Origin of the sequence: Acinetobacter sp. Ac_5812 (assembly GCF_013072695.1) — a bacterium.
Classification (GTDB): Bacteria; Pseudomonadota; Gammaproteobacteria; order Pseudomonadales; family Moraxellaceae; genus Acinetobacter.
In genome coordinates this window covers 146,082-168,698 of the sequence record NZ_LXUK01000027.1, presented here as the reverse complement: position 1 = coordinate 168,698, position 22,617 = coordinate 146,082, and the positions used below count along the sequence as shown (strand labels likewise).

The 22,617-nt window shown below is 41.1% G+C and carries 22 protein-coding genes; 13 read left to right on the top strand and 9 right to left on the bottom strand.

From position 1 onward, the window contains the following. Positions 1 to 15: 15 nt before the first annotated feature. A complete protein-coding gene (locus tag A7P55_RS21105; protein ID WP_171553672.1) occupies positions 16 to 525 on the bottom strand; it encodes a rhodanese-like domain-containing protein in 510 nt (169 codons plus the stop codon). 407 nt (positions 526 to 932) lie between these two features. Between A7P55_RS21105 and tauA the strand changes: the two genes are divergently transcribed. The 4 genes from tauA to tauD are packed head-to-tail and all read left to right on the top strand — an operon-like array spanning position 933 to position 4,514. Further along, a complete protein-coding gene (tauA, locus tag A7P55_RS21100) occupies positions 933 to 1,973 on the top strand; it encodes a taurine ABC transporter substrate-binding protein (protein WP_171553671.1) in 1,041 nt (346 codons plus the stop codon). A 9-nt stretch (positions 1,974 to 1,982) separates the two neighbouring features. After that, the gene (locus A7P55_RS21095) at positions 1,983 to 2,774 is read left to right on the top strand and encodes an ATP-binding cassette domain-containing protein (protein ID WP_171553670.1); all 792 of its coding nucleotides are present in this window, start codon (positions 1,983 to 1,985) and stop codon (positions 2,772 to 2,774) included. Continuing rightward, positions 2,771 to 3,652 carry a taurine ABC transporter permease TauC gene (gene tauC / locus A7P55_RS21090; RefSeq protein ID WP_171553669.1) on the top strand — a complete coding sequence of 294 codons (882 nt, stop codon included), beginning with the start codon at positions 2,771 to 2,773 and terminating at the stop codon, positions 3,650 to 3,652. Before A7P55_RS21095 ends, tauC begins: the two co-directional genes overlap by 4 nt. Before the next feature lie 16 nt (positions 3,653 to 3,668). Then, positions 3,669 to 4,514 (top strand): taurine dioxygenase, encoded by an 846-nt coding sequence (gene tauD, locus A7P55_RS21085; protein WP_171553668.1) that lies wholly within the window; start codon positions 3,669 to 3,671, stop codon positions 4,512 to 4,514. A gap of 276 nt (positions 4,515 to 4,790) precedes the next feature. Here the strand turns inward: tauD and A7P55_RS21080 are convergent, their stop codons facing one another. After that, positions 4,791 to 5,891: an AraC family transcriptional regulator gene (locus A7P55_RS21080; protein ID WP_171553667.1), complete on the bottom strand. Its 1,101-nt coding sequence runs from the start codon at positions 5,889 to 5,891 to the stop codon at positions 4,791 to 4,793. Between the two features lie 65 nt (positions 5,892 to 5,956). On the opposite strand from A7P55_RS21080, the gene A7P55_RS21075 reads away from it, so the two are divergent. Both A7P55_RS21075 and A7P55_RS21070 read left to right on the top strand, forming a co-directional pair. Then, positions 5,957 to 7,705, top strand: coding sequence for a neutral/alkaline non-lysosomal ceramidase N-terminal domain-containing protein (locus tag A7P55_RS21075; RefSeq protein WP_171553666.1), 1,749 nt, complete (start codon positions 5,957 to 5,959; stop codon positions 7,703 to 7,705). Then, positions 7,702 to 8,988 (top strand): D-arabinono-1,4-lactone oxidase, encoded by a 1,287-nt coding sequence (locus A7P55_RS21070; RefSeq protein ID WP_171553665.1) that lies wholly within the window; start codon positions 7,702 to 7,704, stop codon positions 8,986 to 8,988. Before A7P55_RS21075 ends, A7P55_RS21070 begins: the two co-directional genes overlap by 4 nt. A 56-nt stretch (positions 8,989 to 9,044) precedes the next feature. On the opposite strand, the gene A7P55_RS21065 is transcribed toward A7P55_RS21070, so the two are convergent. Continuing rightward, a complete protein-coding gene (locus tag A7P55_RS21065; protein ID WP_171553664.1) occupies positions 9,045 to 9,236 on the bottom strand; it encodes a hypothetical protein in 192 nt (63 codons plus the stop codon). Here A7P55_RS21065 and A7P55_RS21060 point away from each other — a divergent pair. After that, complete coding sequence (locus A7P55_RS21060) at positions 9,235 to 10,398, top strand: alanine racemase (RefSeq protein ID WP_171553663.1); 1,164 nt, start codon at positions 9,235 to 9,237, stop codon at positions 10,396 to 10,398. The two genes, A7P55_RS21065 and A7P55_RS21060, sit on opposite strands and share 2 nt — an antisense overlap. A 53-nt stretch (positions 10,399 to 10,451) precedes the next feature. On the opposite strand, the gene A7P55_RS21055 is transcribed toward A7P55_RS21060, so the two are convergent. The 3 genes from A7P55_RS21055 to A7P55_RS21045 form a co-directional block, all read right to left on the bottom strand. After that, a complete protein-coding gene (locus A7P55_RS21055; RefSeq protein ID WP_171553662.1) occupies positions 10,452 to 10,820 on the bottom strand; it encodes a hypothetical protein in 369 nt (122 codons plus the stop codon). 145 nt (positions 10,821 to 10,965) lie between these two features. Then, a complete protein-coding gene (locus A7P55_RS21050; protein WP_171553661.1) occupies positions 10,966 to 12,207 on the bottom strand; it encodes an outer membrane protein transport protein in 1,242 nt (413 codons plus the stop codon). Between the two features lie 262 nt (positions 12,208 to 12,469). After that, positions 12,470 to 12,910 carry a universal stress protein gene (locus A7P55_RS21045; RefSeq protein WP_171553660.1) on the bottom strand — a complete coding sequence of 147 codons (441 nt, stop codon included), beginning with the start codon at positions 12,908 to 12,910 and terminating at the stop codon, positions 12,470 to 12,472. Between the two features lie 236 nt (positions 12,911 to 13,146). Here A7P55_RS21045 and A7P55_RS21040 point away from each other — a divergent pair, with 236 nt between their 5' ends. Next, positions 13,147 to 13,437, top strand: a complete 291-nt coding sequence (locus A7P55_RS21040) for a hypothetical protein (RefSeq protein WP_171553659.1) — start codon at positions 13,147 to 13,149, stop codon at positions 13,435 to 13,437. A 107-nt stretch (positions 13,438 to 13,544) separates the two neighbouring features. After that, the gene (locus A7P55_RS21035; RefSeq protein ID WP_171553658.1) at positions 13,545 to 14,036 is read left to right on the top strand and encodes a DUF2505 family protein; all 492 of its coding nucleotides are present in this window, start codon (positions 13,545 to 13,547) and stop codon (positions 14,034 to 14,036) included. A 45-nt stretch (positions 14,037 to 14,081) separates the two neighbouring features. On the opposite strand, the gene A7P55_RS21030 is transcribed toward A7P55_RS21035, so the two are convergent. After that, on the bottom strand, positions 14,082 to 14,285 hold the full coding sequence (locus A7P55_RS21030; RefSeq protein WP_171553657.1) for an amino acid transport protein: 204 nt from the start codon (positions 14,283 to 14,285) through the stop codon (positions 14,082 to 14,084). Positions 14,286 to 14,417: 132 nt separating this feature from the next. On the opposite strand from A7P55_RS21030, the gene def reads away from it, so the two are divergent. The 4 genes from def (at position 14,418) to A7P55_RS21010 (ending at position 17,399) form a co-directional block, all read left to right on the top strand. Next, the gene (gene def / locus A7P55_RS21025) at positions 14,418 to 14,900 is read left to right on the top strand and encodes a peptide deformylase (protein ID WP_171553656.1); all 483 of its coding nucleotides are present in this window, start codon (positions 14,418 to 14,420) and stop codon (positions 14,898 to 14,900) included. 116 nt (positions 14,901 to 15,016) lie between these two features. Beyond that, entirely contained in the window at positions 15,017 to 16,294 is a 1,278-nt protein-coding gene (locus A7P55_RS21020; RefSeq protein WP_171553655.1) for a glutaminase, read from the top strand. A gap of 173 nt (positions 16,295 to 16,467) precedes the next feature. Then, positions 16,468 to 16,938, top strand: coding sequence for a hypothetical protein (locus A7P55_RS21015; protein ID WP_171553654.1), 471 nt, complete (start codon positions 16,468 to 16,470; stop codon positions 16,936 to 16,938). Positions 16,939 to 17,030: 92 nt separating this feature from the next. After that, on the top strand, positions 17,031 to 17,399 hold the full coding sequence (locus A7P55_RS21010; RefSeq protein ID WP_171553653.1) for an endonuclease domain-containing protein: 369 nt from the start codon (positions 17,031 to 17,033) through the stop codon (positions 17,397 to 17,399). A gap of 92 nt (positions 17,400 to 17,491) precedes the next feature. On the opposite strand, the gene A7P55_RS21005 is transcribed toward A7P55_RS21010, so the two are convergent. Together A7P55_RS21005 and metH are read right to left on the bottom strand one after the other, a co-directional pair. Then, positions 17,492 to 18,322 carry a TIGR02391 family protein gene (locus A7P55_RS21005; RefSeq protein ID WP_171553652.1) on the bottom strand — a complete coding sequence of 277 codons (831 nt, stop codon included), beginning with the start codon at positions 18,320 to 18,322 and terminating at the stop codon, positions 17,492 to 17,494. A 173-nt stretch (positions 18,323 to 18,495) separates the two neighbouring features. Beyond that, positions 18,496 to 22,182: a methionine synthase gene (metH, locus tag A7P55_RS21000; RefSeq protein ID WP_171553651.1), complete on the bottom strand. Its 3,687-nt coding sequence runs from the start codon at positions 22,180 to 22,182 to the stop codon at positions 18,496 to 18,498. Between the last annotated feature and the right edge of the window lie 435 nt (positions 22,183 to 22,617).

Below are 22,617 nucleotides of genomic sequence, written 5' to 3'. Positions count from 1 at the left end.
CTTAAGAAAGCAGCATTAATCTTGTAACCAAGGTAATTGGTGGGTACGCCAGCCATTACTTTGATTGCGCTGCTGCTGTTCGTTTAAATCACCCTCAAAACCTTCCAGTACGTTATAGACTTGTGCAAAACCTGCACTAAAAGCTGCTGTTGCAGCTAAAGCAGAACGTTTACCGCTACGACACAGCAATAAAATTGTTTTGTCTTTGCCGACTTTGCTATCCAGTTCTTTTAAAAAACGAGGATTGCGGTTAAAAGATGTACCTGTTGCCCATGCGACGTGGATACTTTCAGGCACATAGCCGACAAATTTACGTTCTTCATTGGTTCTTACATCAACCAAGACAGCATGGCCTTGTTGAACCAAATACCAAGCTTCGCTAGGAGGGATGCTGCCCGTGAAATCAAGTTCATTTTCTTCAGCATATTGCTGAGCACGTTGTAGGATATCTTGTGGATTGTTGAAAGAACCGTGGGAAGTAATGTTGGATTCCACAGCTTGAGTAGAATCAAATTGAGCATTCATTTTTACAACCTTTATATACATCAGCGGGATGATGTTTTTATCTTAGGACGGTTTTTATATTCAGGAAAATAAGCAAAATTTATTTATATATCTATTTTTGATAAATAATGAGCATTTATCGGCTTATTCGGAATATGGTTTAAAACCTAGCTTTAAATTGAATGATCTTATTTAATTTAAAGATGAAATTATCGAGATTAAATATTTTACTTTTCAATTAAGTTGGATGATAAATATTTAAAAGCATGATTTGGAAAATTAAATGCAAGCACATTAAAAATATCGCACTTGATGATAAAAGCAGCACAACATTGTCTAAGACTTATTCTTATCTCATAAAGGAATAAGCAAGTCACTTTTTCTTATTTTTAATCATAAAGCATGCCGCATACCATAAGCCTATATTGTTGAAAGATCATCTAATTATGGGCATCAAGAACACCAAGCCGTTAATCGTAACAGCGATCGTCCTTGTGGCGATTGTTGCTTTTATTGTCTATCAAAATCAAAAAGATGCTGCACCTGTTCAGTCTAAAAACAACAAAGCGGTGGTGATTGCCTACCAAACAGGTGTTGATCCAACCAAGGTTGCGCAGGCCAATGGTGATTATGAACGTAATAGTAATCAAGCGATTCAGTGGCGTAAGTTTGATGCAGGTTCTGATGTGGTCAATGCATTGGCTTCGGGCGATGTGGTGATTGGGAACATTGGTTCTAGTCCTTTGGCGGCAGCGGCAAGTCGAGATTTACCGATTGAAGTATTTCTTGTGACGGCTAAATTAGGTGGTTCTGAAGCCTTGGTGGTCAGCAATAAATCTGGCATTCAAAAACCACAAGATTTGATTGGCAAAACCATTGCCGTACCCTTCGTTTCAACCACACATTACAGCTTATTGTCAGCTTTAAAGCATTGGAATATTGCGGATAACCAAGTCAAGATTATTAACTTACGTCCACCTGAAATCACTGCCGCTTGGGAGCGTGGTGATATTGATGCGACTTATGTTTGGGAACCTGCGTTAAGCAAAGTCAAAGCCAGTGGCCATGTCTTAACCGACTCAAAACAAGTCGGCGAGTGGGGCGCACCAACTTATGATTTATGGGTGGTTCGTAAAGATTTCGCTGAGAAAAATCCAGAGTTTTTAAAGGCCTTTGTGCAAACCAGCTTGAAACAAGTTGAGGCGTACCAGCAGGATCCAAAAGCATTTGAGCAGAATGCTGACCATATCCAGAAAATCGCGCAACTGACGGGTTCTGATGTAAAAGATATTCCATTGTTGCTTTCAGGAAATATTTATTTGGATCGTCAGCAGCAACAAGCGACTTTATCAGGTGAGTTTGCCAAAAATATTTTCGACACCGCAACTTTCTTAAAGAGCCAAGGCAAGGTCGATCAAGTCAAACCTGATTATCAAGATAATGTGACCACCAATTTCTTACAGCCATAGGAGATCGAAATGAGCGTATTAGCTGCGGAGCATCTTCATTTAACTTTTCCAAAGCAGACCGTACCTGTCTTGCAAGATATCAATCTGAAGATTGAAGAAGGTACGTTGACTGTGATTTTGGGCGAGTCGGGTTGTGGGAAAACAACATTGCTGAATATTCTGGCGGGTTTTCAAAAGCCAAGTTCAGGTCAAATTACACTGGACCATGAAGTGGTGACTGCACCTGATGCGCGCCGTGCGGTGGTGTTTCAGGATCATGCTTTACTACCTTGGTTAAATGTCTTTGAAAATATTGGTTTTGCTTTGCAGCTCAAAGGTTTAAAAGCACATGAAATTCAACAGAAAGTCGATGCAATTCTTAAAATTGTCGGCTTGAGTCATGTGGCTAAAGCCAATATTTGGGAATTGTCAGGTGGCATGAAACAGCGTGTCGGTATTGCCCGTGCCTTGATCAGCCATGCAGCATTCATTTTATTGGATGAGCCTTTTGCTGCACTTGATGCATTTACCCGTGAAACCATGCAGCAGTTGGTGCTGGATTTATGGATTGAACAAAATAAATCCTTTTTCCTGATTACCCATGACATTGAGGAAGCACTTTTGCTGAGTAATCAATTGGTGTTGATGACGGCTCGTCCAGGTAAGATTGTCGAAACTTTAAAACTGGATTTCGCTGACCGTTATAAGCAAGGTGAATCCATCCGTGCGATTAAATCGGATCCTAAATTTATTCAATTACGCGAGCAATTGTTTGAACGCCTGCGTGTGCAGAAACAAGCAGGGCATGAGGTGGCTGTATGACGGGGCAAGCAAAAAATACAGCTTATGAGGTGAGTAAGGCCGAGGAACTGCAATCGACGAATCAAGCACAGTCGGGTTCGGTTTTTAGTCCAATTGGCGCCTTTTTTACTCGCCATCGTAGTTTGTTGTTGAGTTTATCGAGCGTATTGAGTGTCTTGATCATTTGGTATTTGATCACTGCATTAAAAATTGTCCCAAGTTTATTTCTGCCGAGCCCACAAGCGGTATGGCAAAAGTTCCTTGAAGTCAGCCAACAAGGCTTTATGAAAGCCACCTTATGGCAGCATTTGGCGGCGAGTATCTCGCGTGTTTTGTTGGCTTTAGTTGCCGCGATTGCTATTGGTGTGCCTTTAGGTTTATGGATGGGCTTAAACAAGTGGGTGCGTGCGGTGCTTGATCCATTGGTTGAGTTATTGCGCCCGATTCCACCGTTGGCTTATTTACCATTATTAGTGATTTGGTTCGGGATTGGCGAAACCACCAAGGTGCTTTTGATTTTCTTTTCGATCCTTGCACCTGTGATTATCAGCAGTACCCATGGCGTACTCAGTCACCAGCTCAATCGTGAACGTGCCGCCTTATCTTTAGGGGCAAGCCAATCACAAGTGTTTTGGCATGTGATTCTGCCGACGGCCTTACCGCATATTTTAACGGGTATTCGTATTGGTCTTGGCGTGGGCTGGTCAACTTTGGTGGCTTCGGAATTAGTTGCAGCAGATCGCGGTATTGGTTTTATGGTGCAGTCAGCGGCACAGTTCCTGATTACTGATACAGTGGTTCTCGGCATTATTGTGATTGCGATCGTCGCGGTTAGTTTTGAATTGTTTTTGCGTTGGTTACAGAAGCAATTATCTCCTTGGTATGGCCAACAGTTATAAGTGTGAGTAGTAGAAAATGACCTTAAATATTGAAGTTATTAAACCAACAATCGGTGCAATTATTCACGATGTTGACTTAAACACGGCTGATGAAAATACTACGCAACAAATTCAACAAGCTTTGCTGGATCATCATGTGATCTTCTTCCGCAATCAGCAGCTTGCACCTCAGGCACAAGCGGAGTTGGCGCGTGGTTTTGGTTCTTTGCATATTCATCCGATCTATCCATCAGTTGCGAATGTACCCGAAATCATTGTATTGGATAGTTGGAAACAGGATTTACGTGACAATGAACTTTGGCATACCGATGTGACCTTTAGCCAAAAACCACCATTGGGCTGTGTCTTACAAGCGATTAAGATTCCGCCTGTAGGTGGCGATACGCTGTGGTCGAGTGGAGCAGCTGCATTTGCTGCGCTAGATCAAGATTTACAGACGAAGTTAAAAGGCTTAACTGCAACGCATGATATTCGCCAGTCTTTCCCGATTGAGCGTTTTGCACATAATGATGTTGAGCGTCAAAAGCTGGAAGACACATTTAAGCGTAATCCACCCGTTGTTCACCCTGTGGTGAGAACACATCCAGTCACAGGTCAGCCAATTTTGTTTGTGAGTGAAGGATTCACCACGCGTATTAATGAGTTAGATGAAGCTGAAAGTGCTGAGTTGTTGCAGTATTTATTTGCGCATGCCACCAATGAGCGGTTCCATTTGCGTTGGCAGTGGCAAGCGGGTGATGTGGCGATTTGGGATAATCGTTGTACGCAGCATAAGGCTTTATTTGATTATGGGGAGGCGCACCGGATTATGCATCGTGCCACGATTAATGGTGATGTGCCGTTTTATCAGGCAGCAAGTTAAAATTTAGTTTTAATTTTTTGCTTCGGTGGAATCTTATAGAGATCTCATCTTATTTTGGATAAGCATCCGTTTTCTCTCTTACTTTTCAGGGATGAAAAGTAACAAAAATCCTTTGTTTGGCTGATGATACTTCCTTGTATCACAGCCAAACTGGCGGCATCCATGCCGCCGAGCGCGGTAGTGAATATTTGCGAGAATTTTAAATTACAAGAAAAAGCATTTACGGTTCGGTTTTATCTACATCTGCGCTTGGAAATTTCTAGACAGTTTTTATTCTTAGGCATTATGTAAAATGCTCTCTTGTTTATAAACCGAAGGCGCTTGCCCAGTCCAGCGTTTAAAGGCACGTCGAAATTCACGTAATTCACTAAAACCTAATTGTAGGCTAATCTCACTCATGGATAGGTTCTGTTCCAGTAATTGTTTAGCTTTCCGCTCCAACACATTTTGCCGAATTTGTTGAAAACTCAAACCTTCTGCCAATAATTGTCGTCTTAAATGACGCTCGCTGAGGTGTAATTGTTCGGCAGCTTGTTGCATCTCAAAACGTTCAGGTAAATGCTGTTCAATCAAATGATCAAGTAAATGGACGTAGCCGACTTGATTGAGCTGGTCTATTTCTTTTAACGCCTGTTCACAAATGTTTAGTGCAGTTGCATAGTTGGCGGGGCTGTAATTTTTTAAGTTACGCTGCAATAGGCGACTACTAAAACGCATGATATTTTTATCACGGTTAAATTGGACAGGGCAGCCAAAGAGATCATTATATTGTTGTTGATATTCGCTTGGAAAATAGCTGAGTTCAAGACTCACTACATCATCATGATCGCCCAGCATTGCATTTAAACAGGTGATGATGCTGCTAAATAATTCATCATAGAAAAAAGCTTTGAGTTCATTGCAGGGAGAGGTTTCAGTGACTTCTAATTCACAGAGATCAGCGTGGATGGAAAAGTTGATATTTAAGACGCTGCCTGAAATACGATGATAACGCAGCGCAATGTCTAAAGCATCTGCAACAGTCTTGCAGGATTGCATGGCGAAACCGAGAATCCCCATTGAAATTAAACCTTCACTACTGCCAAGCTTTAAACCGAGGTCGGGTTGTTGGTAGGCTGTCATGGCCTGACGTATCACATCACACAATTGAGAGAAGCGAACCACGCCTTGGGTTTGCTGTATTTGTGCAATGTCTAAACCTGAATGCTGAAACCATGCAGCATAATTCCACTGTTGTTGCTCTGCATAATGGATCAGGCTGGCCAGAATGGTGGGTGGAATATATTGCTGTGTTTCAGCGCTATTGATGAATTGTTTAGGCATAAGTCCGTTTTGCCCCCCAAAGAAAAGTGTCTTTAACCCTGTTGGGTATCGCATAATTTTGATTAACTTTCAACAGGCTTTAACACAGTTAGAAAAAGAACTGAGAAAGGGACGCGCCAATGTATCAAGTGGGCTGGGATAAACAACAAATCAAAGTTACACCGAAAGGCTATGCCATGTTTGGTTATGGGCAATGGTCACATCGGGCCTATGAACAGCGCACAGCTTTATTTGCACGTAGCGTGAGTATTGCCGATTCATCCGATCATCGACTGCTGCTTTGTTGTCTTGATTTAGGTTGTATTACCCATGCCATGCGCAGCCAAACGGTAGCGCGACTCACGCAAATCATAGGTACGCCATTTGATGAAAATCAACTGGTGTTAATGGCAACCCATACCCACTCTGGGCCTGGTGGTTGCGGTTATGAAGCTTTATATAATATGCCAACACCCGGTTTTGTGCCTGAGCATCTCAGTGCAATTGTTGAGGCGATTGTACTGAGTATTCAAAATGCGATTGCATCTGAACAAGACACCGAGATTTTCTTGGGCACGCAACATTTTTCAGAACATACCGCTGTGGCGTGGAATCGTTCGATCAAAGCCTATAATCGTAATCCAGAGGTTTTGCCACGCACTAATGCTGAAACGCATTTGGCTTTGAATCGTGAAATGCAATTGCTTGGTTTTTATCGTGAACAAAAATTGCAGTCCTTTATTTCATTATTTGGGGTACATGCGACTTGTTTGGGAAATTCCTTAAACGCCTATGATGGCGATAATAAGGGTTATGCAGCTGCATTTTCTGAGCAGGCTTTAATTGAGCAAGGAGTTGATAATCCAGTCACGATTTTTGCCCAAGCAACCGCTGGGGATGTATCACCGCATTTCCATGGTAAAGATCAGCTCAAGATTCGCAATCAAATTAAAGGTGAGCAGGAGTATCAATATGCGCAACAAAATGGGCGTTATCAGAGTGAATTGGCTTTAACTAGCTTACAGGGGAATATTGCTAAAAATTTGCAAAAAGTTGAAGGCAAGATCGATGCTGTTTTGTCCTATGTAGATCTGAGCAATATTGAGATTCCCGATGCATTTGCAGATGGTCAAAAGCATGCAAAGACCAGCCAGCCTTGTCATGGCACCGCATTTTTTGCAGGTACGCCTGTCGATGGTCTAGGTGCACCCAAACCCTTAATGATGGGGATGCAATTTTTAGCCGATCAATTTCGCAAACAAAAAATCAAACATCCCAAAGCAGCAGACTTTGTAGCATATCAGCAGCTGTATGCATCTCAAGGACCGAAACGGATTTTACTAGAATCAGGTGCCAAAAAGATTCTAGGTCAACCGATTGGTTTTCCACCGAGTATTCTTGATCCGTTGATTGCAGAAATGAACCGACAAGTGAAAGCTGGGGCGATTCAGCAGAGCCCTTTAGTCCCGAGCGTGGTTCCCTTACAAATTGTGCGATTAGGGTCTCTGGCATTGATATGTTGTCCGGGAGAGTTTACCACTATTGCAGGGCAGCGTGTGGTTGATACGGTTAAACAGACGCTTGCTGCACAGGCTTCGATTGAAAGAGTTTGGTTAGCATCGTACTGCAATGATTACATGGGTTATGTCACCACCTATGAAGAATACCAAGTGCAGGCGTATGAAGGTGGGCATACCTTATTTGGTCAATGGACATTGGCAGCCTGTCAGAGCAAGTTCCAAGGCTTAGCAGAACAATTATTGTTAGAAAAAGATAAACGTCATTACGATGAAATGACACGACCGCCGCATATTCCAGTGCAGGAACTCGCAAAACGCAGCAATCATGGCAATTTAAAAACTGCCGTTAGCCAAGGAGAGGCAGTATGAGTGATTTAACACAAGGCATCTGGACAAACTGGTCAGGTTTTCAAAAATCTATGCCGCAACAGATTTTGCAACCTGCCAATATTCAAGAACTACAGGCTATTGTGCAAGCGCAGAAAAAAATACGGGTAGTCGGTGCTGGGCATTCTTTTACGCCGTTGGTGTGTACCGATGCAACCTTATTGTCTTTGGATCATATTGCAGGAATTGCATCGACTGATCTTGACCGATGTCAGAGCAGTATTTATGCAGGCACACGCTTATATGACCTAGACCAACATTTACAGCAACAATCCATCAATCAGGCTTTAATGAATCAAGGAGATATTGATCAGCAAAGTCTGGCGGGTGCAGTCTCTACAGGCACACATGGCACAGGTGCAGATTTACATTGTATTTCAGCCTATGTTGAAGCTTTTGAGCTATTGACGGCTTCGGGTGAAATCCTAAAATGTAGTCGCACAGAGCATCCTGAAATCTTTGCCGCAGGGCGAGTCTCTTTGGGTAGCTTAGGCATCTTGACCCAAATCACTATGCAAAATCGTCCGCGCTATAAACTCAAAGAACACATTCAACTTTGTCCTGTAGAGGACATGATGCAGCATATTCAGCAATGGAAGCATCAGCATCGGCATATTGAGTGCTTTGTATTTTCCTATGAAAAGCAGTTGATGTTAAAAACACTGGATGAGACCGATGAGGAAATTCTGCCACGGAAGGAGAATTTCCCTTCCGACGATACCTTGCTCACTTTATGTTCTGAGCTGACCAAAAATTTTCCTTCGTTGAATCCTTATTTACAGAAGCTACTCGGCATTTTTGTTAAACCGACGACTTATATCGATTGGTCGAGCAAGATATTTCCAACACCGCGTAATACCAAGTTCAATGAAATGGAGTATCAGATTCCTGTTAATCGCGGATTAGAGTGTTTGGATGAAGTGTTGCATGCCTTAAGAACGTATAAAGTGGCCACATTTTTTCCGCTCGAATTCCGCTTTGTTAAAGGTGATGATATTTGGCTCAGTCCTTTTTATCAGCAGGATTCCATTTCGATCTCGGTTCATCAATATCATAAGCAAGACCCGCGTTTGATTTTTGATGTGGTTGAGCCAATCTTGCAAAAATATAAGGGGCGTCCGCATTGGGGTAAAATGCATCAAATGAACAAGACACAGCTTCGGGCTTTATATCCAAAGTGGGATGATTTTATGGCTTTGCGTCAGCAGCTTGACCCAAAAGCCAAGTTTTTAAATCCCTATCTGGAAAAATTGTTCTTAGGTTAAATCGAATTTTTATGAGTTGAAAGTGCTTAATGGAGTCATATCGGGTTCTCATCCAATTAAGGGTTAAGCTTTTCAGCTGGACTTACTTTGGCTCCGCCCTGAGAAGTGTTTGAAGCTTCGTAAGATGTATTTAAACTCTTGCGTTTTGCCAAAGCTTTGGTCGCTTTGGCTTGCTCAGGTTGTAGATGACATTCCCTCGTATAAGATGGTTTTTTAGGCTCACGATTAAATAAAAAAGGTATAGCCATGTTGGATCATTATTTTAAACAACTCAATCTCGATCTGAAAAAACAGGGGATTGCGACTCCGCAACTCATTATCGATGAAGCAGCGTTAACACAAAATATCCAGCATGTTCAAATTCGTCTTGCTCATGCCAAACACTTAAAAGCACGCTTGGTGGTAAAGTCTTTAGCGAGTTTAGATTTACTCAAACTGTTATCTGAACAGATCAATACACAACGCTTTATGGTGTTCCATCAACCACATATCATTTCAATCTTAGAAAATTTTGCTGAAGCCGATATCTTGTTGGGTAAGCCGATGCCCGCTCAAGTAGTACGCCATTTTTTTGAACAGCATACAGAATGGTCGAATGCTAAAATTCAGTGGCTGATTGATAGCAAGCAACGCTTACAGCAATATCTCGAGATCGCTCAGCTCTATTCTCTGTGCTTAGATGTGAATATTGAAATTGATGTGGGCTTACATCGTGGTGGGGTACAATCGACACAACAGCTGACCGAAATCTTAAAGCTGATTCAGCAGTATCCACAGTATTTAAAACTCTCTGGTTTGATGGGCTATGATGCGCATGTCACTAAAATCCCAGCCATCATTAAAAAGCCTGAATTGGCTTATCGAAGCTCGCAACAGACTTATGCCGATTACCAAAAGCTGATTCAAAAACAGTTCTCAATGCTATGGCGTGATGAGCTTTGCTTTAATGGTGGTGGTAGTCCAACCTTTAGCTTTCATACGACTGAAAGTGTCTGTAATGACTTGTCTTTTGGTTCAATGTTGTTAAAGCCTAGTGATTTTGACAGTGATTTTTTAAGGGTATTACAACCTGCATTCTGGATCGCAGCGCCTGTGTTAAAAATATTGTCATTTACTCAGCTTCCTTCAATGTCTTTATTGGATAAATTGCCACATAGATGTAAGGCGCTGTTTATTTATGGTGGCTATTGGCTGGCTAATTATGTCTATCCTGATCAAGCACATACCCACGTATTGTACGGGCGTAGCAGTAATCAGGAATTGGTCAATGTACCTAAGGATTGTGATATTCAGGTCGATGATTTTGTATTTTTAAGACCCACACAAAGTGAAGCGATTATCCCTCAGTTCTCTGAGCTAAAGCTGTATCGCAAACATGCTTTTGAGACATGGCAAACGTTTAGTGAATAACGGTATTGCGATTACCAATATTTGATCTAAAAGTCTGCCGCGTATTTTGAGCCTTAAAATAAATCACTCAAATGGCAGCTTTTTGCTTCAGTCAGATTGTCAATGGACTCGACCAGTAAAACATTGGTATCCTTTTCGCTTTTATATGCTGCAATCACTTCTGCATAAATCGGCTGTTTGAGTGTCGTGGCTTTAGATAGAAAGCCTGAAACCGCCTTTTCCTTAGACCAGTCCGCATCTTTCAACACATATTCATTCTGTGCAATATCGCATCGCGTTAAAATGGCTTTGTTATCCTTTATCGTTAAGGTGCCCATAAAAATATCCATACTTTCTTTGGGATCAGTCGGATTGGCATAAGTGGTAAAAGGAAAAACTAAGCTAGATATAAATATTGAAAAGACAAGAGCGTTTTTTTTCATTGGATTTTTCCTAGAGATGACATTCATTATTAAAATAATGCTTTGAGATTCTAAGCTAATCCGTTGATTGAAAGCCAGAAAATAGCCAAGTAGGAGCAAGACCAGAAGCAGATCTGTTCCTATTTGGCTTGATGAGATGTCGTGATTAAAAGTGATAGCCTATTTTCAAACCATAAGCGATTGCACTGTTATCTTTAAAATCGGCCTGTTCAGCAATCGGTTTAATCCCTGGTACAGGAATGTAATAGGTACCGTCTTCGGCAACCACATCACCTAACCAGAAGTATTTAACTCCAGCCGCAATAAAATAGTTCGGGGCAGGATTAAACTGAGCGCCTAGACCAATACCCCAAGACCCTTTGGTTGGATTCAACGTGGATGCAGGGTCGCCTGTACCCGAGTCCCAACTGACTTCAGTTGATGCACTCCATTTTTCAGTAAACTGATGTCCAAGTCCGACATTGACCGTCCACTGATCCTTTTGGTAGCTATCCAGATCAAAACCACCCGTATAGCTTCCTTCGCTGATCAAACCTGTCAGATACTCCGTAACTGCGCCAAATTGAGTCGGTCGAATATGAAAATCTTTCCAGTTGACCCAACGTAGATTGGTATAGAGCAGGGTGTCTTTATACACACCCGTTTGAAAATCAACATTCACCGATTGTGGTGTTGAAATTCTGGTTTTACTTGGCGTAGTGACTTGCAAAGGTTGACCAAACATGGTCTCAGTCACCTGCATATCGTGGTCAATCTTGGAGCGATAGGTCACAGCGGCTTTTAAGGCAATATCTGGGATTTGATAGCTCAGGCCAGCCAGCCAACCGACCGCATGATCCTGTTTAAATTTGGCATCATAGCCATTAAAGGCTTCACTGTATGAATTACCACGCAGCGCGACATCACCTTTGACCGATTGATAGACAGCTCCGCCATAGAGTTGAAAGTTGCTAAACGGACTCACACCTAAAATCATGCTAATGCTTTCAGTATCAACATTGACCGATGTGCCTTGCTGGGTAAATTCATTGTCCGAAAAAGTATTGTTGGACTGCATCGGATAGGTAATATCAGCACCAAAAGGTTGGTCATAGAGCAGACCAAAGCTGATTCGATCAGTCAGTTGAAGTTTGAGCGCGGCACTATAATATTGAAAGCTATTGCCCATATTGCCTGAGTTAAGATTCTGCGGATCATTGACCAGTTCTGGACGATTACGAATTTTTCCTGAAATATCAGCATCAACAGCTGTGGCATTGACCTCGACATAATTGCCATTTTCTAGAAAAGGGAGAATGGATTGTCCCGATTGATCCAGTGCTGCTGCGTGGTTTAATGTACTGATACATATCCCACAGAGGCCAATCACCATTGGGTTGAGTTTCATATTGATCATCCTTGTAAAACCGTGTCTTATTCTTAAACATGCTGTTTTTATTGACGGTCATTTTTTCTGGCGATAGTAAGCTGATTCGACTCACTATTTTGACTTGAAAATAAATGTCCAATTGCTAGTGAAGCATCTTTTACACGGCTGGAATAGGGTTGAAAATGATCAATATGGGGGGTGGAACGGTCATTTCCCTAACTTTGAGGCAATAAAAAAAACCTTGTATCGAGACACAAGGTTTTTTAGTTCAAGCAAACAGTTATTGCTTCACAATCAGCACTGGAGTATGTGATTCTGTTAAAACAGCACGCGCCACACTACCCAACAATAAACGTTTTACGCCTGTGCGGCCATGTGAACCCATAATAATCAGATCAGCACCGACTTCATCTGCAACAAAGATAATCCCTTCACTGGCTGAGCCATGATGAATTTTGGTATTCACCTGAATGCCATCACGGACAAAGGATTGAGAAATGTCTTGTAGTTGTGTTTTGGCTTGTGCCTCGGCTTGCATAAAATAATCGGTCACCGCAGGGGCAACTTGATAAAAATCCACACCGATAAATGGGTCAACCGCAACCACACTGAGAATGGTGACCTTTGCCCCAGAGAGTTTTGCTAAAGAAAGCGCATGTTCGACTGCGGCATAGGAAATTGGAGAGTCATCAACAGGAACTAAAATATTTTGATAAGACATATTTACTCCTTATAGTTTATCGTTGTAAAAAATAGAAAACATAACAAGGTGATAACATATTGAGCCTGTGCTAGCAAATCAGCACGGCTTAAAAATATATGATAAAACTGAAAATAATGTAGAAAAACAGCGTATTCCGCAGCAAAATAGCGGTATAAGAAAATCACTGTATTTTTGTAATTCAGTTGAGAGTCAACAATGAAATTTAAGCACGATTTAAATCAGAAGGACGCTTTGTGTTATTCAGTTTAGAGGCATTTAAACAACAAAAATTTGACCAGATGGCAGCCAAAATTATGGCTGATCCAGCGTTTTATTTGGATTTTGATTCGGTTTCAGATTTCTACAAAGCGGCATGGTTAGATGAGTTTCCGCAAGGCACCACGTGGTCAGCGACAGGGTTGGATGATGGAGCAGAACATTTTTATGCAGTAATTGAATATGGCGATCATTATCTTTATATCAGCAGTATGGAACGGGTTACGGTCAAATTAGGTATACGACATCATTACAATAAAAATAACTAATCCATGCAGTCATCCTTTTTTATCTGATCAGATTTAGAGATGCAAATGAGAATGCTATACTTTTGTGCAATGATGAAATCCTAATAAAACGAAATGGACATTTAAAAATGGCACATCAATTTACGGTTAATGAAACAATTCATGGTGTTTCAATTGAAGACTTTTCAAGACTGGTGGCGGATACTTCATTGCATGAAGCAGTATGTAAACGTATTCCGGGTGAGAACTTGGAAATTATCGAATCGAATATTAATGGTGATATTTATACCTTACGCCGTGAATATAATCTGGATGTCAATATTCCAGAGGTGGCAAAAAAATTATTAAAGAATGCATTCCGCTTAAAACGTGCTGATGTGACGCATTTGAAAAACTTAACCTCTACGGTTGAATTGGGTGCAAATCTACCTTTGGAAGCGAAGGGCGAGCGCAGTGTGACGGGTGATAGTGAGAAGGTGAATATCTCTTTAACATGGACTGTTAAAGTTAAAGTGCCATTGATTGGTGGGATGTTAGAGAAGCATGCAGAAGGTGAAATTCGTAAATTCAGCACGCTTGAAATCGAGATCGTAGCCGATGAATTAAAGAAACACCTTTAATTTTCGCAGAAAAGAAAGCTCTCCATTTGGGGAGTTTTTTTTGTTTTAGAAGCGCAGGAAATAGGGAACAATCGAAAGGACCACCCCAATGATACTGATCATGGTGGTGCTATCAATAAAGTAGGTGAAGAGCATCAAGACCAAACCACAGACCAAAGGCACGGTCATTTTTTGCTTTTTGCCATACATAAAATAGCCTAAGCCAATTGAGCTAAAGATGACACCTAGAAATAGTTGGGTTGCATTCATGTGCTTTGCCATGCGTTATTTTTATCGCGAATATATTATGACAAGATTCTTAAATGAAAATTATGGTAACGCGATAAAATATCCAATACGATAATATTCACTATTTGGTCAAAACAATTATAAGGGCGTGGGATGAGTGTAGTTCTACCAGTAGCACAACGTGGTGAAGAAGTTTTAAAAATTAAAGCGGCTGCTGTCGCGAACGGGGAATTTAACAGTGAGTGGCTATTGCAACTGGCATCTGCGATGCATGCGACCATGCTGGAGCGCAATGGGGTTGGGATTGCGGCACCACAAGTTTATATTTCTAAGCGATTAATTATTGTGGCATCTCGTCCCAATCCACGCTATCCCGATGCGCCTGAAATGGATGCGGTGGTGATGGTCAATCCTGAGATTTTGGCATTTTCTCAAGAATCTTGTTTGGGCGAGGAAGGTTGCTTAAGTGTGCCAGATGAGCGTGGGCAGGTTGAACGGGCGCAAGCAATCAAAGTACGTTATTACACTTTACAAGGTGAAGTGGTTGAAACCGCTTTTGAGGGTTTTCCAGCACGGATTGTTCAGCATGAGGTGGATCATTTGGATGGAATATTATTTGTAGAACGTCTGAGTTAGTTGTGTATGTAAGCTCATAAAATCATTACAAAAGCTATAATTTTAATATGATCAGTCCTCTGTACTATAAACGCTTATCCAAATTAAAACTTGAAACATTTAAAGGCTAGATGACCATGAAAACTCCACTTCCTGATTATTTGGCGCATGTGATTGATGCCTGCGATATCGATAACAGTGGGCATCTCGCAGATTATATTCCTGAGTTAGCCAATGCCAATCCAGATCGTTTGGCGCTGGCTTTGTCGACCGTCGATGGTGAAATCTATTCCGTTGGGGATGATGAAATTGAATTCACCATTCAGTCGATGTCTAAACCCTTCACGTATGCCTATGTGCTGCAACAGCTTGGAATAGATGCTGTATTAGAGAAAGTTGGGGTTGAGCCTTCGGGTGAGGCATTTAATGAAATTTCACTGGGGAAAGATCGCCGTCCTAAAAATCCAATGATTAACTCAGGTGCAATTACTACGCATTCACTCATTCCTGCCAAAGAAGGTGTATCAGGCGCAGAAATTTTACGTCGATTTATGAGTGAGCTGGCAGGACGTGAGCTGCAATTTGATCATGCGGTATATGAATCTGAGGTAAAAACGGCTTATCGCAATCTCTCGATTGGTTATATGTTAAGAACTGTGGGGATTTTGGAATCCGATCCTGAAGAGATTGTGAACGGCTATATTCGCCAATGCGCGATCTTGGTGACGGTCAAAGATCTGGTACGGATGGGCAGTGTTTTTGCTAATGGCGGGGTAGATCCTAAAACTGGAAAACGCTTATTGAATCGTGCTGTAGTACGCCAAGTCCTGAGTGTGATGATGAGCTGTGGGATGTACGATGCCGCGGGGGATTGGCTCACAACGGTGGGTATTCCTGCCAAAAGTGGCGTCGCAGGTGGAATCTTGGGTGTGTTGCCAGGTCAGGTCAGTATTGCCGCTTTTTCTCCTCGCCTCGATGAACATGGCAATAGTGTACGTGGCATTGATATCTTGGAACGGCTCTCCCGTGATATGGGCTTGCATTTGATGGAAGGGACACCTTCTGCACAAACCATTGTGCAGAGTCATTATCGCACTGGAAAAGATGCTTCTTTAAGTGTGTATGTGCTTCGCGGTGTATTGAAATTTACTGAAGCGGAAATGTTATTACGAACCTTGCAATGTGAGCCTGTCGATAAAAGTTCTATTGTGATTGATTTAACTCAGATTTCACTAATTCATGATGTCGGAAAACGGATGTTTTTGGAAGGGGTTGATCGTCTGATCGATGATGGTCACACCTTGCTGTTGGTTGATCCTGAGCAGCGTCTGGATCATGCACGAACGCATAAAGATCGGGTGTTGCATGTTTATCAGAATCTTGAGGATTTGATAGAGAAGCATAAAGAGCTGTAGTAGGAGAGAGCCTATATTGAAATGATATTGGCCTAAAATTATTGTGATGTTTTTCCGATGTAAGGTTTAAACATCGTATTAAATAATATTGTTGGTTGAATTGTCGCTTGTGGGGCGTATTTACTTCAAATTTTATTTATACTGAGCCGATTAGTTTTTGCAGAATATCTAAAATGAAAAATATAATATTGGGTTTAGCATTGATGAGTATGGTTTCACAGCCACTCTTTGCAGCTCCATTTGTTCAACCTGTGATTCAGGGTAAAACGTACAATAATTGGGAGGTGCCTATACGTTCATTGGGTAAACCGAAAAGTGTTGTTAAAGGAAAACCAGATGAATGTAACGGTGGCTATTTCCCTGATGAATATGATTATGGCAGTTTTAAACTTTTAGACACGGGTGTCATTAAAGAGGTTTATTTTAGTCAGAACAATGCGCTAGTATTTCATGGACAAAAGATTCGTAGTGGGATAGATCAAAAGAGTTTTATGCAACAATTCAAAAAATATGAATTGTGGATGGACGCTGAAAATAAGAATGTTGTTTATAGTGGGCTGGCTGAAAGTGGAAATGATTCAATAGAATTTGTTTTTAAAAATGGAAAACTTCTAAAATATAAGTTGTTCTTTGATGATTGTTAATTGTGAAAGATAAACTATATAGAATCTGTAAGCTGGAGATTTAAAAGCCTTTTGTTTGCTAATTCTATTCTAAAGCTGAACGAACGGACTCGATGTCACCTTACAATAAAAATCTAAAACAGGCTTCCCGAAATTTAAGAAGTCATATGACAGAAGCTGAGCAATTGCTATGGCAACAAGTCAGACGTAAACAGATACTAGGATTACAGTTTTATCGACAAAAACCGATTCTAAACTTTATTGTGGATTTCTATTGTCCCGCAGTAAGTTTAGTAATTGAATGTGATGGTGGGCAGCATTACACCGAAATAGGGTTGGGAGCCGACCAAAATCGTGATCATGCTTTAAGTGAATTAGGGCTGATCACTTTAAGATTTAGTAATCATCAGATTTTGACTGAGCTTGATGTTGTAGTAGAGCAGATTTATTATGTGGTTCGGCAAAGGTTAGAACCCTTATAATCCCGCTTTATAAGAGGTAAGCTTTGCTGTGAATTGGATCTATGTCGTGGATTCGCGCGGCTCCCTCCTTTTTAAAGGAGGGTTGGGGAGGATTAAGAATTTCCTTCGTATATTTTTTTAGCTTCTACTGCTTTATCTAGTTTTCGATGAATAAGAGAAATCATTGATAAAATATCAAGAGCATCTTGTTCATTAATTTCCCATGTTATTTTTGGAGCATGTGCTGTAGTGTTTCTAAAAGTTCCAAAAACCCCTTTTAATAAATTCATGAATCCTTTTTGCTCGCTTTCATGACTGGCAGTTGTTAGGTTATTTAATGCTAAATAAGGAATTTTACCTTTATATGAAAAAGCATGATCTATTAATTCTGAACCGTCAGTAGTTAAGTCAGTTTCTATTCTAATTTTTTCTGCAATACTTTTAGTTGCTTCAAATACAGCATGAAAATAATTATCGACAAGTAATTCCGCTTTGCAAAAAGTAAGGACGTCAGAATGAATTTTTCGGTCTAATAATGTTTTTCTTAAATTTTGAGCTCGTTCTTCAGCTTCAGAAAAAGTTTTTACTCTATCTGTTGCTCTAATATCACCACTTTCAGTTAGTTCAAAGCCTTCAAATGACAATACATAATTTAGTTCCGTTCTTATGTTTTTAAACCATTCTTTTCTATGGATGTGTCGGGATGGGCGTAGAACATATTTAATAAATGCTAGAACATTGTTGGAACAGCGATCTTCACTTTGCTTGATACTAAGAGCATCATACAAACGCTTCCATTTTGTAGAGTTTAATTGTGGATCTTTGATATTTGTTTCAGCCAGATATTTGGAAATTTCAGTTCCTGAAATCCCATTATTTGTATCACCTAAAATTTTACAAATACTTTCTAGGCTACCAAGATCAATATTTTTAATTATTGCCATTATTTACTTTAATTTTTAAGGATGCGTATATTCTAAGTATATGTTTTTGGAATATCAATTCAATCCCTCCCAACCTCCCTTTGAAAAGGGAGGAGCAGTCACGTAATTCATTTGATACGCAAAAGTTCCCCTCTTTTTAAAGAGGGGTTAGGGGAGATTATAAGAACTCTAAATTAACCAATCGAATCATCTAAATTCGGTGCTAACCAACGCTTCGCCTCATCCAGTGTCCAGCCTTTACGTTTCGCATAATCCTCAAGCTGATCTTGAGAAATCTTGCCCACATTAAAGTATTCACTTTCAGGGTGTGAATAATAGAAACCACTGACAGAAGAAGGTGGCATCATCGCAAAGTGTTCAGTCAACTTGGTACCGATCTTCGCTTCCGAACCTAACCAGTCAAATAACACCGCTTTTTCTGAATGCTCTGGGCAAGCAGGGTAACCCGGTGCAGGACGTATACCGACATACTTCTCTTTGATCAATTCTTCATTGCCCAAAGTCTCATCAGCTTTATAGCCCCAGAATTCTTTACGAATACGCTCATGCAAATGCTCGGCAAATGCTTCGGCAAAACGATCAGCCAAAGACTGAACCAAGATTGCTGAATAATCATCACCTTTGGCTTTATATTCATTTGCCAATTCTTCAGCACCAAAGATCGATACAGTGAAACCACCCAAATAATCAGTATTGTCTTTAGAAGTGCTAATAAAGTCCGCGAGAGATAAATTCGGTTTGCCTGTGACTTTGTCAGATTGCTGACGAATATGCTCAAAGGTATGCGTAACATTCTGACCAGATTCATCAAACACGCTGACGGTATCCGCAGCTGTACGTTGTGCAGGGTATAGACCAAACACCGCACGCGCATCAAAACGATGATTCTCGATGATGTCTTTCAGCATCTCTTGTGCTTGGTTATATAAATCAGTTGCCGCTTCACCCACGACTTCATCTGTCAGGATTTTCGGGAATTTACCCGCCAAGCTCCAAGAGATAAAGAATGGTGTCCAGTCAAAATATTCAACTAAGGTCGCCAATGGGTAATTGGTAATCACTTGCGTACCTAAACGATTTGGAATCGGTGGCACATAGTTGTCATCCACCTTGAAACCATTTTCAATTGATTCGGCATAGCTGAGTTTGGCTGCTTTCGGTTGCTTATTGGCTAGGCGTTCACGAATCTTGGCATATTCAGCACGATGTTCTGCTATAAAATTGCCACGCATTTCTTTTGATAATAGGGTAGTTGCCACGCCAACTGCACGAGAAGCATCGGCCACATAAATCACAGCATCATTCTGATATTGCGGATCAATCTTCACTGCGGTATGGGCTTTCGAGGTGGTTGCACCACCAATTAATAAAGGAATGTTAAAGCCTTTACGCTGCATTTCTTTGGCAACAAACACCATTTCATCCAAAGATGGGGTGATCAAACCAGACAAACCAATGATGTCACATTTCTCATCAATCGCAGTTTGCAGGATTTTTTCCGCAGGGACCATCACGCCAAGGTCAACGATGTCGTAACCATTACAGCCCAAGACTACGCCCACGATATTTTTACCAATATCATGTACGTCACCTTTTACGGTTGCCATTAACACTTTACCTTTAGACTGGCTACCCGTTTTTTCAGCTTCAATGTACGGGTTCAGCCATGCCACGGCTTGTTTCATCACGCGTGCAGATTTCACGACTTGCGGCAGGAACATTTTACCTGAACCAAACAGGTCACCAACCACGTTCATGCCATCCATCAATGCGCCTTCAATCACATCAAGAGGACGTTTGGCTTTTAAACGGGCTTCTTCGGTATCTTCATCAATATACGTGGTGATACCTTTAACTAAGGCATATTCAAGACGCTTTTCAACCGACTCATTACGCCATTCTAGATTTTCAGCTTCGCGTTGCGCACCCGTATGACCACGGAATTTTTCTGCCACTTCAAGCAGTTTCTCTGTCGCGTTTTGACCTGATTCACCTTGGTTCTGGTTTAGAACAACATCTTCAACGGCTTCTTTCAGTTCTTTTGGAATATCGTCGTAAATTGCCATTTGACCCGCGTTCACGATACCCATAGTCATGCCTTGTTTGATGGCATGGTATAGGAATACCGAGTGAATCGCTTCACGCACAGGCTCATTACCACGGAAAGAGAACGAAACGTTAGAGACACCACCTGAGATCATGGCATGCGGCAAGTTCTGTTTAATCCAACCTGTGGCTTCAATAAAATCGACGCCATAGTTGTTGTGTTCTTCAATCCCTGTTGCCACGGCAAACACGTTCGGGTCAAAAATAATATCTTCAGCAGGGAAGCCGACATCATTGACCAAAACATCATAAGAGCGTTTACAGATTTCACGCTTCCGTGCAGCGGTATCGGCCTGACCTGTTTCATCAAAGGCCATCACAATAATTGCAGCACCGTACTGACGGCATAGGCGCGCTTTTTCGACAAACTCGTCATAACCTTCTTTCAAGGAAATTGAGTTAACAACAGGTTTACCTTGTACACATTTTAAACCTGCTTCAATGATTTCCCATTTCGATGAGTCAATCATGATCGGCACACGAGAGATATCTGGTTCAGATGCAACTAAATTGAGGAAATGCACCATCGCATTTTGCGAATCGAGCATGCCTTCATCCATGTTGATGTCGATGATCTGTGCACCAGCTTCAACTTGTTGTTGAGCTACTTCTAAAGCTTCGGCAAAGTTCTCTTCACGGATTAAACGTAAGAATTTTTTTGAACCCGTCACGTTGGTACGTTCACCAACATTCACGAATAATGAATTTTCATCAATGTTAAATGGTTCTAAACCACTTAAAAGGCAAGCAGGAACAGTTTCAGGCACTTGGCGTGGCTGAATGTCTTTGACTGCATTATAAATAGCACGGATATGGTCGGGTGTGGTACCACAGCAACCGCCCGTGATATTGATCAAACCACTTTCAGCAAATTCTTTGATGAATGCTGCCGTTTGTTCAGGTGTTTCATCATATTCGCCGAAGGCATTCGGTAAACCAGCGTTTGGATGGGCAGAAATAAAGGTATCTGCAACATCAGAAATCGTTTTCACATGTGGACGCATGGCATCTGCACCCAAGGCACAGTTAAAACCAATCGACAGTAAATCACCATGACGCACCGAGTTCCAGAACGCTTCTGCGGTTTGACCTGTTAAGGTACGGCCAGATGCATCGGTAATGGTGCCTGAAATCATCAACGGCAGTTCATGACCAAGTTGCTTGAAGACTTCTTTGACTGCGAAGATTGCGGCTTTACAGTTTAAGGTATCGAACACGGTTTCGATCAAGAGAATATCTGCACCACCTTCAATCAAGGCGTGGGCAGCTTCAATATAATTTTCTTTTAATTCATCAAAGGTAATATTACGGAAGGCTGGGTCGTTAACATTCGGTGAAATTGAACAGGTACGTGAGGTTGGGCCAAGTACGCCTGCAACAAAACGTGGTTTCTCTGGAGTTGAATATTTTTCACATGCTGCTTTAGCTAAACGTGCCGCTTCACGGTTGATCTCTGGAACAAGGTCTTCCATGTGGTAGTCAGACATTGAAACACGGGTGCCGTTAAAGCTGTTGGTTTCGATAATATCTGCACCTGCATCCAAATAAGCTTCATGGATGCCTTGAATAATCTGAGGTTGGGTTAAAACCAATAAGTCATTATTGCCTTTAAGGTCTGATGCCCAATCTGCAAAACGTTCACCACGATAATCTTCTTCTTCTAGTTTATGGCGTTGAATCATGGTTCCCATTGCACCATCAATAATCAGGATGCGTTGGGCAAGAAGTGATTGTAGGGTGGTAAGCGTGGACATTCAGAAACCCCAGTCGATGATCAAGATAAAAAGCAGGGGCATTGTAACAGAAGCTACGTCAAAGCGCGTATTTTCAGCAAGCTAGAACAGTGATTCATCGGGTCACTTAGAAAATGTCATAAAATGTTCATGAAGTTGTCACAATTGAATTGAATAATGCTTAAAAAGAAAACATCCAGTTCGAAATGTGACAGTTTAATGTCATATTTCGTAGCATTTGTTGCAAAATCAGACAAACAGTTCTATCGCTGTTTTTTGTTTTATAATGCATTGTTTTTTATTAATTAAAATAAAACATAAGGTGGGTTTATTACTGAAAAATACAAAAAAATGTGATGAAAACATGAAATTTTGGCTTTATGTGACAGTCCTTTGTCATATAATTGTCATAATTTAATTAAACAATACAGGGGATTTTATTATCCTCTAACCGTC

Coding starts and splice junctions, on each gene's coding strand:
- tauC (WP_171553669.1), top strand. CDS start 2,771: ATGACGGGGCAAGCAAAAAATACAGCTTATGAGGTGAGTAAGGCCGAG.
- A7P55_RS21095 (WP_171553670.1), top strand. CDS start 1,983: ATGAGCGTATTAGCTGCGGAGCATCTTCATTTAACTTTTCCAAAGCAG.
- A7P55_RS21020 (WP_171553655.1), top strand. CDS start 15,017: ATGAAAACTCCACTTCCTGATTATTTGGCGCATGTGATTGATGCCTGC.
- A7P55_RS21010 (WP_171553653.1), top strand. CDS start 17,031: ATGTCACCTTACAATAAAAATCTAAAACAGGCTTCCCGAAATTTAAGA.
- A7P55_RS21055 (WP_171553662.1), bottom strand. CDS start 10,820: ATGAAAAAAAACGCTCTTGTCTTTTCAATATTTATATCTAGCTTAGTT.
- A7P55_RS21080 (WP_171553667.1), bottom strand. CDS start 5,891: ATGCGATACCCAACAGGGTTAAAGACACTTTTCTTTGGGGGGCAAAAC.
- A7P55_RS21035 (WP_171553658.1), top strand. CDS start 13,545: ATGGCACATCAATTTACGGTTAATGAAACAATTCATGGTGTTTCAATT.
- A7P55_RS21075 (WP_171553666.1), top strand. CDS start 5,957: ATGTATCAAGTGGGCTGGGATAAACAACAAATCAAAGTTACACCGAAA.
- A7P55_RS21015 (WP_171553654.1), top strand. CDS start 16,468: ATGAAAAATATAATATTGGGTTTAGCATTGATGAGTATGGTTTCACAG.
- A7P55_RS21030 (WP_171553657.1), bottom strand. CDS start 14,285: ATGAATGCAACCCAACTATTTCTAGGTGTCATCTTTAGCTCAATTGGC.
- A7P55_RS21005 (WP_171553652.1), bottom strand. CDS start 18,322: ATGGCAATAATTAAAAATATTGATCTTGGTAGCCTAGAAAGTATTTGT.
- A7P55_RS21050 (WP_171553661.1), bottom strand. CDS start 12,207: ATGAAACTCAACCCAATGGTGATTGGCCTCTGTGGGATATGTATCAGT.
- A7P55_RS21060 (WP_171553663.1), top strand. CDS start 9,235: ATGTTGGATCATTATTTTAAACAACTCAATCTCGATCTGAAAAAACAG.
- A7P55_RS21045 (WP_171553660.1), bottom strand. CDS start 12,910: ATGTCTTATCAAAATATTTTAGTTCCTGTTGATGACTCTCCAATTTCC.
- A7P55_RS21105 (WP_171553672.1), bottom strand. CDS start 525: ATGAATGCTCAATTTGATTCTACTCAAGCTGTGGAATCCAACATTACT.
- A7P55_RS21070 (WP_171553665.1), top strand. CDS start 7,702: ATGAGTGATTTAACACAAGGCATCTGGACAAACTGGTCAGGTTTTCAA.
- def (WP_171553656.1), top strand. CDS start 14,418: ATGAGTGTAGTTCTACCAGTAGCACAACGTGGTGAAGAAGTTTTAAAA.
- tauD (WP_171553668.1), top strand. CDS start 3,669: ATGACCTTAAATATTGAAGTTATTAAACCAACAATCGGTGCAATTATT.
- metH (WP_171553651.1), bottom strand. CDS start 22,182: ATGTCCACGCTTACCACCCTACAATCACTTCTTGCCCAACGCATCCTG.
- A7P55_RS21065 (WP_171553664.1), bottom strand. CDS start 9,236: ATGGCTATACCTTTTTTATTTAATCGTGAGCCTAAAAAACCATCTTAT.